At 70.9% G+C, this 13,861-nt stretch carries 12 protein-coding genes; 6 read left to right on the forward strand and 6 right to left on the reverse strand.

What is annotated here, in order from left to right:
* Positions 1-3 precede the first annotated feature (3 nt).
* Positions 4-741, reverse strand: coding sequence for an IclR family transcriptional regulator (locus AB0C30_RS22705; RefSeq protein WP_357947114.1), 738 nt, complete (start codon positions 739-741; stop codon positions 4-6).
* A 16-nt stretch (positions 742-757) separates the two neighbouring features.
* On the opposite strand from AB0C30_RS22705, the gene AB0C30_RS22710 reads away from it, so the two are divergent.
* Positions 758-1,267 carry a VOC family protein gene (locus AB0C30_RS22710; RefSeq protein WP_357947117.1) on the forward strand — a complete coding sequence of 170 codons (510 nt, stop codon included), beginning with the start codon at positions 758-760 and terminating at the stop codon, positions 1,265-1,267.
* On the opposite strand, the gene AB0C30_RS22715 is transcribed toward AB0C30_RS22710, so the two are convergent.
* The 5 genes from AB0C30_RS22715 to aceB form a co-directional block, all read right to left on the reverse strand.
* Positions 1,242-1,994, reverse strand: a complete 753-nt coding sequence (locus AB0C30_RS22715) for an IclR family transcriptional regulator (protein WP_357947119.1) — start codon at positions 1,992-1,994, stop codon at positions 1,242-1,244. The genes AB0C30_RS22710 and AB0C30_RS22715 overlap by 26 nt on opposite strands.
* Positions 1,995-2,013: 19 nt before the next feature.
* The gene (locus tag AB0C30_RS22720; RefSeq protein WP_357947121.1) at positions 2,014-3,231 is read right to left on the reverse strand and encodes a heterodisulfide reductase-related iron-sulfur binding cluster; all 1,218 of its coding nucleotides are present in this window, start codon (positions 3,229-3,231) and stop codon (positions 2,014-2,016) included.
* Positions 3,232-3,258: 27 nt separating this feature from the next.
* Positions 3,259-4,449, reverse strand: a complete 1,191-nt coding sequence (locus tag AB0C30_RS22725) for an FAD-binding oxidoreductase (protein ID WP_357947124.1) — start codon at positions 4,447-4,449, stop codon at positions 3,259-3,261.
* Positions 4,449-5,900, reverse strand: a complete 1,452-nt coding sequence (locus AB0C30_RS22730) for an FAD-linked oxidase C-terminal domain-containing protein (RefSeq protein ID WP_357947127.1) — start codon at positions 5,898-5,900, stop codon at positions 4,449-4,451. The genes AB0C30_RS22725 and AB0C30_RS22730 overlap by 1 nt, the downstream gene beginning before the upstream one ends.
* A 159-nt stretch (positions 5,901-6,059) precedes the next feature.
* The gene (gene aceB / locus AB0C30_RS22735; RefSeq protein WP_357947130.1) at positions 6,060-7,637 is read right to left on the reverse strand and encodes a malate synthase A; all 1,578 of its coding nucleotides are present in this window, start codon (positions 7,635-7,637) and stop codon (positions 6,060-6,062) included.
* Positions 7,638-7,792: 155 nt separating this feature from the next.
* Between aceB and AB0C30_RS22740 the strand changes: the two genes are divergently transcribed.
* The 5 genes from AB0C30_RS22740 (at position 7,793) to AB0C30_RS22760 (ending at position 13,849) form a co-directional block, all read left to right on the forward strand.
* A complete protein-coding gene (locus AB0C30_RS22740; RefSeq protein ID WP_357947133.1) occupies positions 7,793-8,482 on the forward strand; it encodes a DUF4097 family beta strand repeat-containing protein in 690 nt (229 codons plus the stop codon).
* An 83-nt stretch (positions 8,483-8,565) separates the two neighbouring features.
* Complete coding sequence (hflX, locus tag AB0C30_RS22745) at positions 8,566-9,978, forward strand: GTPase HflX (protein WP_357948121.1); 1,413 nt, start codon at positions 8,566-8,568, stop codon at positions 9,976-9,978.
* 452 nt (positions 9,979-10,430) lie between these two features.
* A complete protein-coding gene (locus AB0C30_RS22750) occupies positions 10,431-11,639 on the forward strand; it encodes an amidohydrolase family protein (protein ID WP_225290705.1) in 1,209 nt (402 codons plus the stop codon).
* Positions 11,640-11,664: 25 nt separating this feature from the next.
* Positions 11,665-12,465: a DegV family protein gene (locus tag AB0C30_RS22755; protein ID WP_357947136.1), complete on the forward strand. Its 801-nt coding sequence runs from the start codon at positions 11,665-11,667 to the stop codon at positions 12,463-12,465.
* Positions 12,466-13,207: 742 nt separating this feature from the next.
* Positions 13,208-13,849: a ComEA family DNA-binding protein gene (locus tag AB0C30_RS22760; protein WP_357947138.1), complete on the forward strand. Its 642-nt coding sequence runs from the start codon at positions 13,208-13,210 to the stop codon at positions 13,847-13,849.
* Positions 13,850-13,861 lie beyond the last annotated feature (12 nt).

A 13,861-nucleotide genomic window follows, 5' to 3' on the forward strand; every position in this document is an offset into this window, starting at 1 on the left:
CCGTCAACGGTAATAGCCGATGCGCTGGCTTATCTCCCTCGCGCCCTCGGCCAGGAGCGCCCCGACTTCGGGCAGTCGCTCGGGCGTGAGCCGGTAGGACGGCCCCGAGACGCTCACCGCGGCCACCACCGAGCCGTCACTGCCCCTGATCGGCGCGGCCACCGCGTTCAGGCCCACCTCCAGCTCCTCCACCGTGGTGGCCCAGCCGCGCTCCCTGATCTCGGCCAGCCCCAGCCGCCCGGCCTCGGTGAGCGTCGAGGGCGTGTAACGGGCCGGCTCGGCGGGCAGCCGCAGCGCCCCGAACGCCAGCAGCACCTTGCCGCTGGAGGTGGCGTGCGAGGGGGTGCGCTGGCCCACCCAGTTGTGCCCGCTGATCGCGGCGGGGCCGCGAACCTGGCTGATGTTCACCGCGTCGCCGTCCTGGGGCACCGCGATGTTGACGGTCTCGCCGACGGCCTCGGCCAGGCGCAGGCACACCGGGCGGCTCTCCTTCGAAAGGTCCAGCTGCGCGGTGGCCGCGCCCGCCAGCCGTACGACGCCGAATCCCAGGCGGTAGCGGCCGCGGTCACCGCTCTGCTCCACCAGCCCGCCCTGCTCCAGCGCGGCCAGCAGCCGGAAGGCCGTGGACTTGTGCACATCGAGCTGGACGGCGAGGTCCGTCACCCGCGTCGCGCCCTCGCGCGCCAGGATCTCCAGGATGGCGATGGCCCGATCGACCGACTGAACGGACGTGTTGCCCATAGCGCAACAGACTAATATGTCGGGGCCCTGTGACACGCTGCGGTCATGGCAGACAGAACCGCTTAAAGGCCCCGTCGCGGGCTACGCCCTGGTCACCAACCCGTCCGGCGCCAAGTTCGCGCTCTACCAGCCGGGCGCCTTCATCGGCGCCGGCGTGCTGGCCGAGCCGGGCGCGATGAGCTGGGCCGAGGTCAACGCCCCCGACGGCGCGGCGGCCGACGCGTTCTACGGCACGCTCTTCCCCTACGAACTGCAGCGGGTCGAAGGGGGTCTCGACTACACCGTCTACCAGGCGGGCGGCGAGCCCGTCTGCGGCCGGCTCCAGATGGACGAGCACCGGGCGGGCGTGCCGCCGCACTGGATGGTCTACTTCGACGTGGCCGACCTCGACGCGGCCACCGCGAAGGTCACCGAGCTCGGCGGGGAGGTGCCCGTGCCGCCGTTCGATTCGCCCTATGGGCGCATCGCGGTCATCCATCACGCGGGCGGCGGCGGTTTCTTCAGCCTGCGCCGGCCACGGGGCTGAGCTCGGCGCCGAAGTCCAGCGCGAGCTTCCGCATGGCCCCGGCCAGCTCATCCCGGTCGAGGGCGTCGATCCGCTCCGCCGGGCCCGAGACCGACATGGCCGCCACCACCCGGTTGCCGTCGTGCACGGGCACGGCCAGGCAGTGCACGCCGAGCTCCTCCTCGCCCAGGTCCATGGCGTAACCGCGGTCCCGGACCAGGCCGAGCTCGGTGAGCATGCCCTCGGTGTCGGTGATCGTGTTGGGGGTGCGGCGCGGCATGCCGGTCCGTACGAACACCGCGACCGCCTCCTCCGCCGGCCGCCCGGCCAGCAGCACCTTGCCCACGGCCGTGCTGTGCGGCAGCACCCGCCGCCCGACCTCCGCGAACATGCGCAGCCTGCGCGGCGACGGCACCTGCGCCACGTAGACGATGAAGTCGCCCTCCAGCACCGCCAGGTTCGCCGTCTCACCCGACAGCGACACCAGCTTCGACAGGTACGGCCGCGCCCACACCCCGACCATGCTCTCGGCGATGCCGCCCAGCCGCACCAGCCCGCCGCCCAGCGCGTAGCGCCGGTCCGACTCCTGGCGTACGTAGCCGCGGGCCAGGAGCGTCTGCAGCAGCCGGTGGATCGTCCCGAACGGCAGCCCGGTCTTGGCCGCGATCTCCGACAGCCCCGCCTCGCCACCGTGCTCGGCCAGCGCCTCCAGCACGTCGAGCGCCCGCTCGACAGACTGCACGCTCACCCGCCCAACCCCCGTCCGATCAAAGGGACACCCCGCGCAGCGACGCGTCCAGCACCTCGGCCGTGTGCGCCACCCTGATCCGCGCGCCACCGCGCCGCATCGCGGCGGCGATCTGCATCGTGCAGCCCGGATTCGCCGACACCAGCAGCTCCGCGCCCGTCGAGGCCACCGACTTGGCCTTCCGGTCGCCCAGGTCGCGGGCCGCCTCGGGCTGGAAGATGTTGTACGTCCCCGCCGAGCCGCAGCAGATGGCCGACTCCGGCACCTCGCGCAGGTCCAGCCCCGGGATCGCCTTCAGCAGCTCGCGCGGCTGGGCCCGGATCCCCTGCGCGTGGGCCAGGTGGCAGGCGTCGTGATAGGCCACCGTGACGGGCAGGGGATGCCGGTCCGCCACCGGTCCCAGCTCGACGAGGAATTCCGACAGGTCCAGCACGCGGAACCCCGGCTCGCTGCCCAGCAGCTGGCCGTACTCCTTCATGGACGACCCGCACCCGGCCGCGTTGACCACGACCGTGTCCACGCCGGCCCTGGTGAAGGTCCTTACCGTGCGCCGCGCGAGCCGCCTGGCCTGTTCCTCGCGTCCCGAGTGCACGCTGAGCGCCCCGCAGCAGCCCTGGCCGGGCGGGATGATCACGTCGCAGCCCTCCAGTGCGAGCACCCGCGCGGTGGCCGCGTTGACCTGGGGGAAGAACTCGCCCTGCACGCACCCGGTCAGCATGCCGACCACGGCCCGGCGCGGCCCTCTGGCCCGGACCAGCCGCGGGATCCGCTGCCTGCGCCCGACCCGGGGTGCCAGCCCCGCCATCGCCCCGAGGCTGGGATGCACCCGCTCCAGGAACGGCGCCATCCGCTCGGCCAGCCCCATCCCGGGGCGCAGCAGCCGCAGCCTGCGCGGGTAGGGGAACAGGCTGAACACGATCTCCCTGACCGCCCGCTCGCGCGGCTCGCGCACGTGGACCCGCTCGACCTCGGCCCGCGTCTGCTCGATCAGCCGGTCGTACTGGACGCCCGACGGGCAGGCGGTGACGCACGCCATGCAGCCGAGGCAGGCGTCGAAGTGCCCGGCCATCTCCGGCGTCACCGGCGTGCCCTCGACGTGCTGTTTCATCAGGTGGATCCGGCCGCGCGGCGAGTCCATCTCCTCGCCCCACAGCGTGTACGTCGGGCAGGTGGGCAGGCAGAACCCGCAGTGCACGCAGTCGTTGATCAGCTTGGGGTCGATACCGCCGGACGTCATGCCAGATGCCTCCTGGTTACCGCTCACTCAGATGCCGCCGATGAACCGGCCGGGAGACATCCGGCGCTCCGGGTCGAACCGCTCCTTGACCCGCCGCATCAGCGGCAGCGCGCTCACCGGCCCCCAGCGGTCCACGCCCTCGTGCGGCGCGGCCAGCACGGTCACCCGGCCGCCCAGCGGCGTCAAGCGCTCCCGCAGGCCGGACACGACACCCCCGAAGTCCGCAGGCGGTTCGGCCGTGGGCTGGAGCCAGACCCGGCCCGCGACGGGCGAGCCGCGGAGCGAGAGACCGGTGTCGCGTACCTCCGCCAGGACGTCGCTCGTCCGCGCGGGCGGGAACCGCAGCTCGATCAGGAGCTCGTCGTCGCTGATCAGCCCCCACCAGGCGGGTGCCTCGTCCGTGACGGCGCCCGCGCCGATCGCCTCGCGCAGCGCCTCGGCCCGTTGCCCGGCGGCCGAGCCCTCGACCAGCACGGCCAGCGTGATCGGCGCGTCCCCGCCGGGCCAGTCGAGCTCGACCGCGCTCGGCTCGGCCTGGGAGGCGGCCAGCATCGCGGTCACCTCCTGAACGTGCCGCTGGGCGAGCTCGGTCACGACATAGCGGTGGTCGGCGGGCAGCGGGTGCAGCCGGAACGTGGCCTCGGCGATGACGCCCAGGGTGCCGTACGAGCCGGTGAACAGCTTGCCCAGGTCGTAGCCCGCGACGTTCTTGACCACCCGGCCGCCCGACTTGGCCACGGTCCCGTCCGGCAGCACGACGGTGATGCCGATGAGCAGGTCGCGGGCCGTACCGTAGCGGAAGGCGCGCGGCCCGGCCGTCGCGGCGGCCAGCGTGCCGCCGACCGTGGCGCCCTCGGCGAACGGCACGTCCAGCGCCAGCTCCTGCCCCTGCTCGGCGAGCGCTTCCGCCAGCGCGTCCATCGTCACCCCGGCCTGGGTCTTCACCACCAGGTCGCCCGCGGCGTGCTCGACGACCTCGTTCAGGCAGCACAGGTCGAGCAGGACGTCACACCGCTCGGGCGGGTGGCCCCAGTGCAGCTTGGTGCCGCCGCCCACGGGCACGACCGCCAGGCCGGCCCCGGCGCAGGCGCGCAGCACGGCCGAGATCTCCTCGACCGACTCGGGCAGGGCCACCACCCCCGCTCGCACGCCGCCCACGACGTCGTCCGGCCCGGCCTCCCTGACCGTCACGCCGGTCCGCTCCTCCAGCTCGTCCATCAGAACTGCTCCGCCTGCCCCGAGGCGACCAGCGGATGGCCGCCCTTGCGCACCCCCGGCACCTCCCCGCACAGCCGCGGCGTGGGGAACACCTTGCCCGGGTTCGACAGGCCCTTCGGGTCGAAGGCGCAGCGGACGAGCTGCATGGTGTCGAGATCGTCCGCGGAGAACATCCTCGGCATGTACTTCGCCTTGTCCACGCCCACCCCGTGCTCACCGGTGATCGACCCGCCGTGCTCGATGCACAGGTCGAGGATGGCGCCCGAGACCGTCTCGGCCCGTTCGCCCGCCCCCGGCTCCGCGTCGTCGAACAGCACCAGCGGGTGCAGGTTGCCGTCGCCCGCGTGGAAGACGTTGGCCACCCTGATCCCGTACTCCTCCGACAGCCGGTCGATGGCGGCCAGCACCTTCGGCAGCGAGGTGCGGGGCACCACGCCGTCCTGCACGATGTAGGCGGGGCTGATGCGGCCGACGGCCGCGAACGCCGACTTGCGGCCCTTCCAGATCGCCGCCCGCTCGGCCGGGTCGTCGGCCGTGCGCAGCTCGAACGCCCCCGAGCAGATCTCCTGCAGCCGGGCGAACTGCCGGGCGACCTCCCGCTCCGGCCCGTCGAGCTCCACGATCAGCACCGCGCCCGCGCCCTCGGGATAGGAGCAGGACACCGCCGCCTCGGCCGCCTCGATGGCCAGCGCGTCCATCATCTCGATCGCCGCCGGCACGATGCCGGCGCCGACGATGGCCGACACCGCCCGCCCGCCCTGCTCGATGCTCTCGAACGCGGCCAGCACCGTGGTGACGGCCTCGGGGGCGCGGCTCAGTCGTACCGTGATCTTGGTGGCGATGCCCAGCGTGCCCTCCGAGCCGATGAATGCCCCGAGCAGGTCGTAGCCGGGATCCATCCGGTCGAGTGTCACCAGGTCGCCGTCGGGGGTGACGATCTCGCAGGCTTCGATGTGGTTGACCGTGAAGCCGTATTTGAGGCAGTGGGCGCCGCCGGAGTTCTCCGCCACGTTGCCGCCGATCGAGCAGACCTGCTGGCTGGAGGGGTCGGGGGCGTAGTAATAGCCCTGGTCGCGGACCGCCTCGGTGATCGCCAGGTTGGTGACGCCCGGCTCGACGACGGCCCGGCGGTTGGGCAGGTCGATCTCCAGGACGCGGCGCATCTTGGAGGTGACGATCAGCACGCCGTCCTGGCGGGGGAGCGCCCCGCCGGACAGGCCGGTGCCGGAGCCGCGGGCCACGAACGGGACCCCGAAGTCGTTGCAGGCGCGGACCACCCCGGCGATCTGCTCGGCCGTCTCGGGCAGTACGACGACGCCCGGGGTGGCTCGGTGGTAGGTCAGGCCGTCGCACTCGTAGGTGCGCAGGCGTACCGGGTCCGTGATCACCGAGTCGGCGGGCAGCAGCGCGCGCAGCGCGGCCGTCAGCTCGTCGAGCGGCTTGTCGACCATGGCGCCCCCCTTCTGTCGGCCATCCTTGGTCCTACCGGGCTCTCGGTCACCCTCGGTCATACCCGGCTCTCCGCCATCCTTGGTCATACCCGGTCAATCGCACTACCTTTCCGGATATATCCGGCGCTGACCCGCCGGATATATCCGGAAATTTCGTGATTACGGCATGCGGGCATACGCGGGAAGCGTCAGGAACTCGGCGAAGTCGTCGTCCAGCGCGACCTCCTTGAACAGCGCCGTGGCCTGCGCGTACAGCAGTTCGTCGTAGCCCGGCTCGGCCGCGATCTTCGCCAGCTCCTCCGCGATGATCCGCTCGACCAGCTCCTTCGTCACCGTCGCGCCCGTGTCGGCGAGCGTGATGTCGTTGTGGATCCACTGCCAGATCTGCGAGCGGGAGATCTCCGCCGTGGCCGCGTCCTCCATGAGGTTGTGGATCGCCACCGCGCCGAGCCCGCCCATCCAGGCGGCCAGGTAGCGCAGCGCCACGTCCACGTTGGCGCGCAGCCCGGCCTCGGTGATGTCACCCGGCGTCTCGGAGACCGCCAGCAGATCGGCGGCCGAGACCGAGACCTCCTCGCGCGTCCGGTCGAGCTGGTTGGGCCGCGACCCCAGCACGCCGTCGAACACCTCGCGGCAGATCGGCACCAGGTCGGGGTGCGCGACCCAGGAGCCGTCGAAGCCGTCGCCCGACTCGCGCGTCTTGTCGGCCCGCACCTTCTCCAGAGCCGTCGCGTTGACCTCGGCGTCGCGCCGCGAGGGGATGAACGCCGCCATCCCCCCGATCGCGTGCGCGCCCCGCTTGTGGCAGGTCCGGACGAGCAGCTCGGTGTACGCGCGCATGAACGGCGCGGTCATGGTGACCGCGTTGCGCTCGGGCAGCAGGAACTCCCGGCCCCGGGTGCGGAACTTCTTGATCACGCTGAACAGGTAGTCCCAGCGGCCCGCGTTGAGCCCGGCCGAGTGGTCGCGCAGCTCGTAGAGGATCTCCTCCATCTCGAACGCCGCCGGGTACGTCTCGATCAGCACGGTCGCCCTGATCGTTCCCTGGGGGATGCCCAGCAGGTCCTGGGCGCGGACGAACACCTGGTTCCAGAGCCGCGCCTCCAGGTGCGACTCCATCTTCGGCAGGTAGAAGTACGGGCCGCGCCCCTTGTCCAGCTGCCGCTGGGCGCAGTGGAAGAAGTAGAGCCCGAAGTCGAACAGTGAGGCCGACACCGGCCGCCCGTCCACCAGGGCGTGCTTCTCGTCCAGGTGCCAGCCGCGCGGCCGGACCACGATCGTGGCCAGCTCGGCGTCGGGTTTGAGCGCGTACGTCTTGCCACCGGTCTCGAAGTCGATCGTCCGGTCGAGCGCGGCGCGCAGGTTGAGGTGGCCGCTGACGCAGTTGGCCCAGAGCGGGGAGTTGGCGTCCTCGAAGTCGGCGAGCCAGACCTTGGCCCCCGAGTTGAGCGCGTTGATCGTCATCTTGCGGTCGACCGGGCCGGTGATCTCGACCCGGCGGTCCTCCAGCCCCGGGGCCGGCGGCGCGACGCTCCAGTCGCTCTCCCTGACCTCCTTGGTCTCCGGCAGGAAGTCGAGCCGGCCGCCCGCCGACAGCTCCGCCTGCCGTACACGCCGGGCTTCCAGCAGCTCCTGGCGGGTCGCGTCGAACTCCCGCTGCAGGCTCTCCACGAAGGCGAGCGCCTCCGGCGTGAGGACCTCGTCGAAGCGGTCGAGCATCGGGCCGGTGATCTCCATACGCCCCTTCTTCCATGATGTGGAAAATTGGTTCTGGATTATGGAAGTGAAGCTACTTCATGGGCGGTCCCCGGTTCAAGGTGGGGGTCCCCTGGGGGAGGGTCAGGGGGAAACCCCGATGTACGGCATCCCCTGTGGACGCGAGGATCTGTCTCATGAAGACGATCGTGATCGCGGGTGGCCTCCTCGCCTCGGCATTACTGCTGACGGGCTGCGGGCTGAAGGACCTGGCCGGCCCGACCAACCAGGACACCGTCACGTACCAGGTCACGGACAAGGTCGCCAAGCTGCAGCTCAAGAGCGGCTCCGGCGACACCGTGCTCACCGAGTACGACGGCACCGCCGTGCGGGTCACCGAGACCCTCCATTGGCGTAACGACAAGCCGAAGGCCGAGCACAAGGTCGACGGCGACACGCTCTCGGTGTTCTACAGCTGCCCCAAGGGCTGGGACAGCTGCAGCGTCGACTACAAGATCGAGGTCCCCAAGGGTCTTCAGGTCGACGCCGACGCGGGTTCGGGCGACATCGCCATGAGGCAGCTGACCGGGCAGATCGAGGCCAACGCCGGCTCGGGGGACGTGGACGCCAGCGGTCTCGGGACCAAGAAGATCTTCGCCGAGGCCGGCTCCGGCAGCATAGACCTGAAGTTCGCCGTCGTGCCCGACAGCGTCGAGCTGAAGAGCGGCTCCGGCGACGCCACCCTGCGGGTTCCGGCCGGTGCCTATGATGTGAAGACCCAGGTCGGATCGGGCGACGTGCAGGTGTCGGTCGACAAGGACGCGGCCTCTCCGCACAAGGTGTCGCTGACCACGGGCTCGGGAGACATCAGCGTGTTGCCGGGATAACCAGGTGATGGCATGAGGGATGTCATGTCACCATCGGGGAAGACACTCCGGTGTTCAGACGTTGCCTATTAGAGATGACACGAATGCACGAATACTCCGCGCTTGACGAGTTCGAGACCGGCGAGATGGATCTTGAGGAGCGCCAGGCGCTACGCCGCGTGGCGGGCCTCTCCACCGAACTCCAGGATGTCTCCGAGGTCGAATACCGGCAGCTGCGGCTCGAGCGGGTCGTCCTGGTCGGCGTCTGGACCTCAGGCACGGCGGAGGACGCTGAAAACTCCCTTCTTGAGCTGAAGCTCCTGGCCGAAACGGCCGGTTCGGAGGTCCTCGAGGGCCTCATCCAGCGCCGTCAGAAGCCCGACCCCGCCACGTACATCGGATCGGGCAAGGCGCTCGAGCTTCGCGACGTGGTCGAGTCGACCGGCGCCGACACCGTGATCTGCGACGGCGAACTGGCCCCTGGCCAGCTCCGCCAGCTGGAGGAGACGGTCAAGGTGAAGGTCATCGACCGCACCGCGCTGATCCTCGACATCTTCGCGCAGCACGCCAAGAGCCGTGAGGGCAAGGCTCAGGTCGAACTGGCCCAGCTCAGCTACCTGCTGCCCCGCCTGCGTGGCTGGGGTGGCAACCTGTCCCGGCAGGTCGGCGGACGCGCCGCGGGCGGCGTCGGCATCGGCGGCCGTGGCCCCGGTGAGACCAAGATCGAGCTCGACCGGCGCCGCATCCGCGAGCGCATGGCCAAGCTGCGTCGCCAGATCAGCGGCATGTCCACCTCACGCGACACCATGCGCCACCGGCGCAGTCGCCGGGAGGTCCCGGCCGTCGCGATCGCGGGTTACACCAACGCCGGCAAGTCCTCGCTGCTCAACCGCGTCACCGGCGCGGGTGTGCTGGTGGAGGACGCCCTGTTCGCCACCCTGGATCCGACCGTACGCCGGGCGCACACGCCCGACGGCAGGCTGTTCACGATCGCCGACACGGTCGGCTTCGTCCGCCACCTGCCGCACCAGCTGGTCGAGGCGTTCCGCTCCACGCTGGAGGAGGTGGCCGACGCCGACCTCATCCTGCACGTGGTCGACGGCGCTCACCCCGACCCCGAAGGCCAGCTCGCCGCCGTACGCGAGGTCTTCGCGGACATCGAGGGCGCCTTGGACATTCCCGAGATCGTGGTGATCAACAAGGCCGACGCCGCCGACCAGGAGGTGCTGGACCGCATCGCCAGGCGCGAGCGCGACAGCATCGTGGTCTCGGCGCGCACCGGTGCCGGCATCGCCGAGCTGATGGCACTCATCGAGCGTGAGCTGCCCAGGCTCGACCACGAGGTCGTGCTGCTCGTGCCGTATGACAGGGGTGACCTGATCTCGCGGGCCCACAAGGAGGGCGAGGTGCTCTCGGTGGACCACGTCGCGGAGGGCACGGTCCTGCACGCGCGCGTGCTCCCGAGCCTGTTCCAGGAGCTGGAGCGGGCCGGCAAGCCGGTCGAACGCGTCTCCTAGAGGTCGCATCGGGCAGCTCTTGGTGGTTGTGGGGGGCCAGAACCCCCAAAATCACTGCGGAGCTGCCCAAAGGCGGCAGTGGTCCCTGAACGCTGGGATTGCTAGGATAAGCCGAGTCTTACGACACTAATGGCACGGGTTTCAGATGATCGCTGCTGCGAGTCAGGTCGCGTGCGGGGGCCACAGGGGATCGATGGGGCTGAGTGGCGGTTGGGATGAGTGGGCTTCTTTCCGAATAACCCTGTACAGCAAGCCCAGCTGTGAAATAACGTAACTGAACTGAAATCGCCGGATCATGAGTCTGGCGATACGGTCACCGCACAGCCATAAGCGGATGAGATCAGGAGACCCCCCATGTCGTCCGGACCCGGAGCCGACTCAGTGGGCGCGGCGGCAGCCGTGCGCTGCTGTGCACTGTGCTCAGCTGGGGGATCCCGCGGGGCGGTGATGCGGTGACCGTTCGGCTCCTGACCAACATCGGCCGCCTCTGGACCGGCAACGAGGTCCTCAGCAACGCGGCCATCCTTGTGCACAACGACCGGATCGCGTGGGTCGGGCGAGCGCCCGACCTGCCGCAGAGCGTGCCCGGCGTTGTCGACGACATCGTCGACGTGGACCACGTCGAAAACCTGGGCGGGGCGCTCGTCACGCCCGGCCTCATCGACGCGCACACCCACCCCGTCTACGCGGGCAACCGCTACGCCGAGCTGGCGATCCGCACCGGCGGCTCCACCTCCTCGGCGATCACCGCGGCGGGTGGCGGCGTGGGCTCGACCGTCACCGTGACCCGCGGCACCGACCCGTGGACCCTGTGCAACGGCGTCCGCGAGCGGCTGCGCGGCTGGCTGCTCAGCGGCACCACGACCGTCGAGGCCAAGACCGGCTACCACCTCACCCGCGACGGCGAGCTCGCCGACGTGCGGCTCCTGCGCGAGCTGGAGAAGGAGCCGATGATGCCGCGGGTGCACGTCACCTTCCTCGCGGCGCAGGTGGTGCCGCCGGAATACTTCGGCCGGCAGCGCGAATACGTCGAGGCCGTGGGCGCCTGGTGCGCCGACGCGGCCGCCGCCGGCGCTGACAGCGTGGACGTCTACTGCGACGAGGGCCACTTCACCACCGAGGAGTCCCGCTGGGTGCTCGCCTCGGGCCGCAACGTCGGCCTGCTGCCGCGTATCCACGCCGGTCTCTACAGCCGCCGCGGCGCCGTTCAGCTGGCCGCCGAGCTCGGCTGCGCCTCCGCCGACGGGCTGCACCACATGTCCGAAGAGGACATCGCGATCATGTCCCGCTACGGCGTGCCCGCCGTGGTCTGCCCCGCGACGGCGCTTCAGCGCGGCCACCTGCCGCCGGTCCGTCAGATGATCAAGCACGGTGTGCAGATCGCGCTCGGCAGCGACCACAACCCCGGCTACTGCGGCATCACCTCGATGTCCCTGGTCATCGCGATGGCGGTGTCGGCGTTCGGGATGAGCGTCAACGACGCGCTGCGGGCGGCCACGCTCGGCGGCGCCACCGTGCTGGGCGCGCCCGACCGCGGCGTGCTGGCTCCCGGTCGCCTCGCCGACATCGTCCAGTGGGACGCCGACCACGAGGGCGCCTTCGCCTGGTCCTTCGGTCTCAAGCCGCGCCGGGTCTGGCGGGGTGGCACTCCGGTCCAGTAGTTGATCTCGGACTATGCCGCCATCGGTGTTCGTGGTCACGGATTCAACCGCCTACCTGCCTCCGGTGCCTGGTGTCGCTGTCGTACCGGTACAGGTGACTTCCGGCGGTCTTTCGTACGACGAGGACTCCTTCACCGGTGACCTGTCGTCGGCGACCACGTCCAGACCCGCACCCGCGCGCTTCGCCGCGTGCTACTCATCGCTGGCGGCCGGCGGCGCTTCGGCCGTGGTCTCAATACACCTTTCCGGTGATTTTTCCGGCACAGCCTCCGCCGCCCTGCTGGCCGCCAAGGAGTCCCCGGTACCGGTGGAGGTCATCGACAGCCGCTCGATCGCCATGGGCCTCGGCTACCCGGTGCTCGCCGCCGCCCGTACGGCCGCGGACGGGGGATCGCCGGCGGACGTGGCGACGGCGGCCCGGCGGTGCGCCTTACGGACCCGGACGTACTTCTACGCCGACACGCTGGAGTACCTGCGGCGAGGCGGCCGAGTCGGGACGGCGGCCTCGCTGGTGGGCTCGGCACTGCTGATCAAGCCGTTGCTGCACCTGGTGGATGGGCGGGTCTCGCTGCTGGAGAAGGTACGGACCGCGACCAGGGCCATCGCCCGGCTGGAGGACCTGGCGGTGGCGGCCGCGGCGGGCAAGGCGGAGGTACGGGTCGCCGTACAGCACCTTGGGGCGCTGGGGCGGGCGGAAGGGCTGGCCGAACGACTGGTTAAGCGCCTGCCTGGGGCGGTGGAGATGCGGGTGGTGGAGGTGGGAGCGGTTATCGGGGTTCATGTGGGTCCCGGGATGCTGGGACTGACGGTCACCTCGGCCGACTAACGCGCTGCGGCCTCGCCTCCTGCCGCACACACCGCCTGGCAGTGGCGTATCACGAGCGGGCCGGCCGGCCGCGCCTCCCACGGTCGCGGGCCCTTCCCTTCCGCGCTCGCGGCACGGCACGCGGCCGAGTGCGCGATCACGGCACTCGCCGCCGGGAGATGCAGCCTGTAAGAGACGTCGGGCACGCGGAGCCATGCCGACACCCACGCCGCACTCCCGTCACTGTGGCACCTCCTGCTGGGCGAGACCAGCTTCAGGTATGGCAAGCCGGGCAGGATCGGGCCTGACACCGTTTCCGCCGTGGACAACCTGTCTCGTCCACAGGGCCGGCTGATCGTGGCTCGGTTGTCCCCAGAACCTCGTTCACCGGCCTGCGGGCCCCTGCCGTTCTCGTACGTTCGCTGGCGTGCGCAACCACGATGCGACAGCCGAGCGGACCATCGCCGAGTCCCGCCTACGGTCGCTCACCAACCCCAGTCTGCCCGGCGGCGCACTCCAACACCCGCACGACCCGACTCCGCAGGCCGGCCGCGCCCTGCACGAAGGGCTCGTCCGGCCAGGCCCAGCCCTGCGCGAAGCGGCCGTGAGACCAGGCCCAGCCCGGCATGAGACGCCCGTGAGGCCGGACCGAGCCTCACATGGGACGCCCGTGCGGTCAGGCCGCGCTTCCACCCCGCACGAGCCGACTCAAAGGTCTGGCCGAGCGGCGGTCTCTCACGAGCCGACTCAGAGGCCGAGCCGAATGACGGCCCCGATCCCGCCCTCGTTCGAGGCCTTTCGCCAGGCCGTCACCACCAAGCCGCCCGCCTCGCTCGACCCCGGCAGGCCGGGCCTGCGCATCCTGATAGCCCTGGCCGTCCTGACCGCGGTGGTGGCGGGCGTGATCGCGTGGCGCTCCCAACCCACCCCAGAACCCCTCCCCGCCCCACCCCCCAGCCCGCCGGGACCCGCCACCCCATCTCCAACGGCCAAGGTGACCGTCCACATCACCGGCAAGGTCCGCAAGCCGGGCCTCTACACCCTCGCCATGGGCGCCAGGGTGGCCGACGCGGTGACGGCCGCAGGAGGTCCCGTCCGCAGCACCGCCATGTCCTCGGTCAACCTGGCCCGACGCCTGGTGGACGGCGAACAGATCGTCGTAGGTGCCCCATCAGGCTTCGCACCCGGCCTCGCCTCAGCCGACCCCGCCACCACGACCCTCGACCTCAATTCGGCCACTCCCGACCAACTCGAACAACTCCCCGGCGTGGGCGAGGTCCTGGCGGCCCGCATCGCCGACTTCCGTACCGCACACGGCGGCTTCACCAGCGTCGACCAGTTGCGCGAGGTCAGCGGCATCGGCGCGAAGAAATACGAGGAGATCAAGGGAAAGGTCCGCGTCTGACATGTCCCACAG

The sequence above is a fragment of the Nonomuraea sp. NPDC048901 genome, from assembly GCF_040649695.1.
GTDB lineage: Bacteria > Actinomycetota > Actinomycetes > Streptosporangiales > Streptosporangiaceae > Nonomuraea.

Bases quoted from the DNA above. Each gene is read 5' to 3' on its own strand.
- AB0C30_RS22705 (WP_357947114.1), bottom strand. From the start codon at position 741: ATGGGCAACACGTCCGTTCAGTCGGTCGATCGGGCCATCGCCATCCTG.
- AB0C30_RS22710 (WP_357947117.1), top strand. From the start codon at position 758: ATGTCGGGGCCCTGTGACACGCTGCGGTCATGGCAGACAGAACCGCTT.
- AB0C30_RS22720 (WP_357947121.1), bottom strand. From the start codon at position 3,231: ATGACGTCCGGCGGTATCGACCCCAAGCTGATCAACGACTGCGTGCAC.
- AB0C30_RS22725 (WP_357947124.1), bottom strand. From the start codon at position 4,449: ATGGACGAGCTGGAGGAGCGGACCGGCGTGACGGTCAGGGAGGCCGGG.
- AB0C30_RS22730 (WP_357947127.1), bottom strand. From the start codon at position 5,900: ATGGTCGACAAGCCGCTCGACGAGCTGACGGCCGCGCTGCGCGCGCTG.
- aceB (WP_357947130.1), bottom strand. From the start codon at position 7,637: ATGGAGATCACCGGCCCGATGCTCGACCGCTTCGACGAGGTCCTCACG.
- AB0C30_RS22740 (WP_357947133.1), top strand. From the start codon at position 7,793: ATGAAGACGATCGTGATCGCGGGTGGCCTCCTCGCCTCGGCATTACTG.
- hflX (WP_357948121.1), top strand. From the start codon at position 8,566: ATGCACGAATACTCCGCGCTTGACGAGTTCGAGACCGGCGAGATGGAT.
- AB0C30_RS22760 (WP_357947138.1), top strand. From the start codon at position 13,208: ATGACGGCCCCGATCCCGCCCTCGTTCGAGGCCTTTCGCCAGGCCGTC.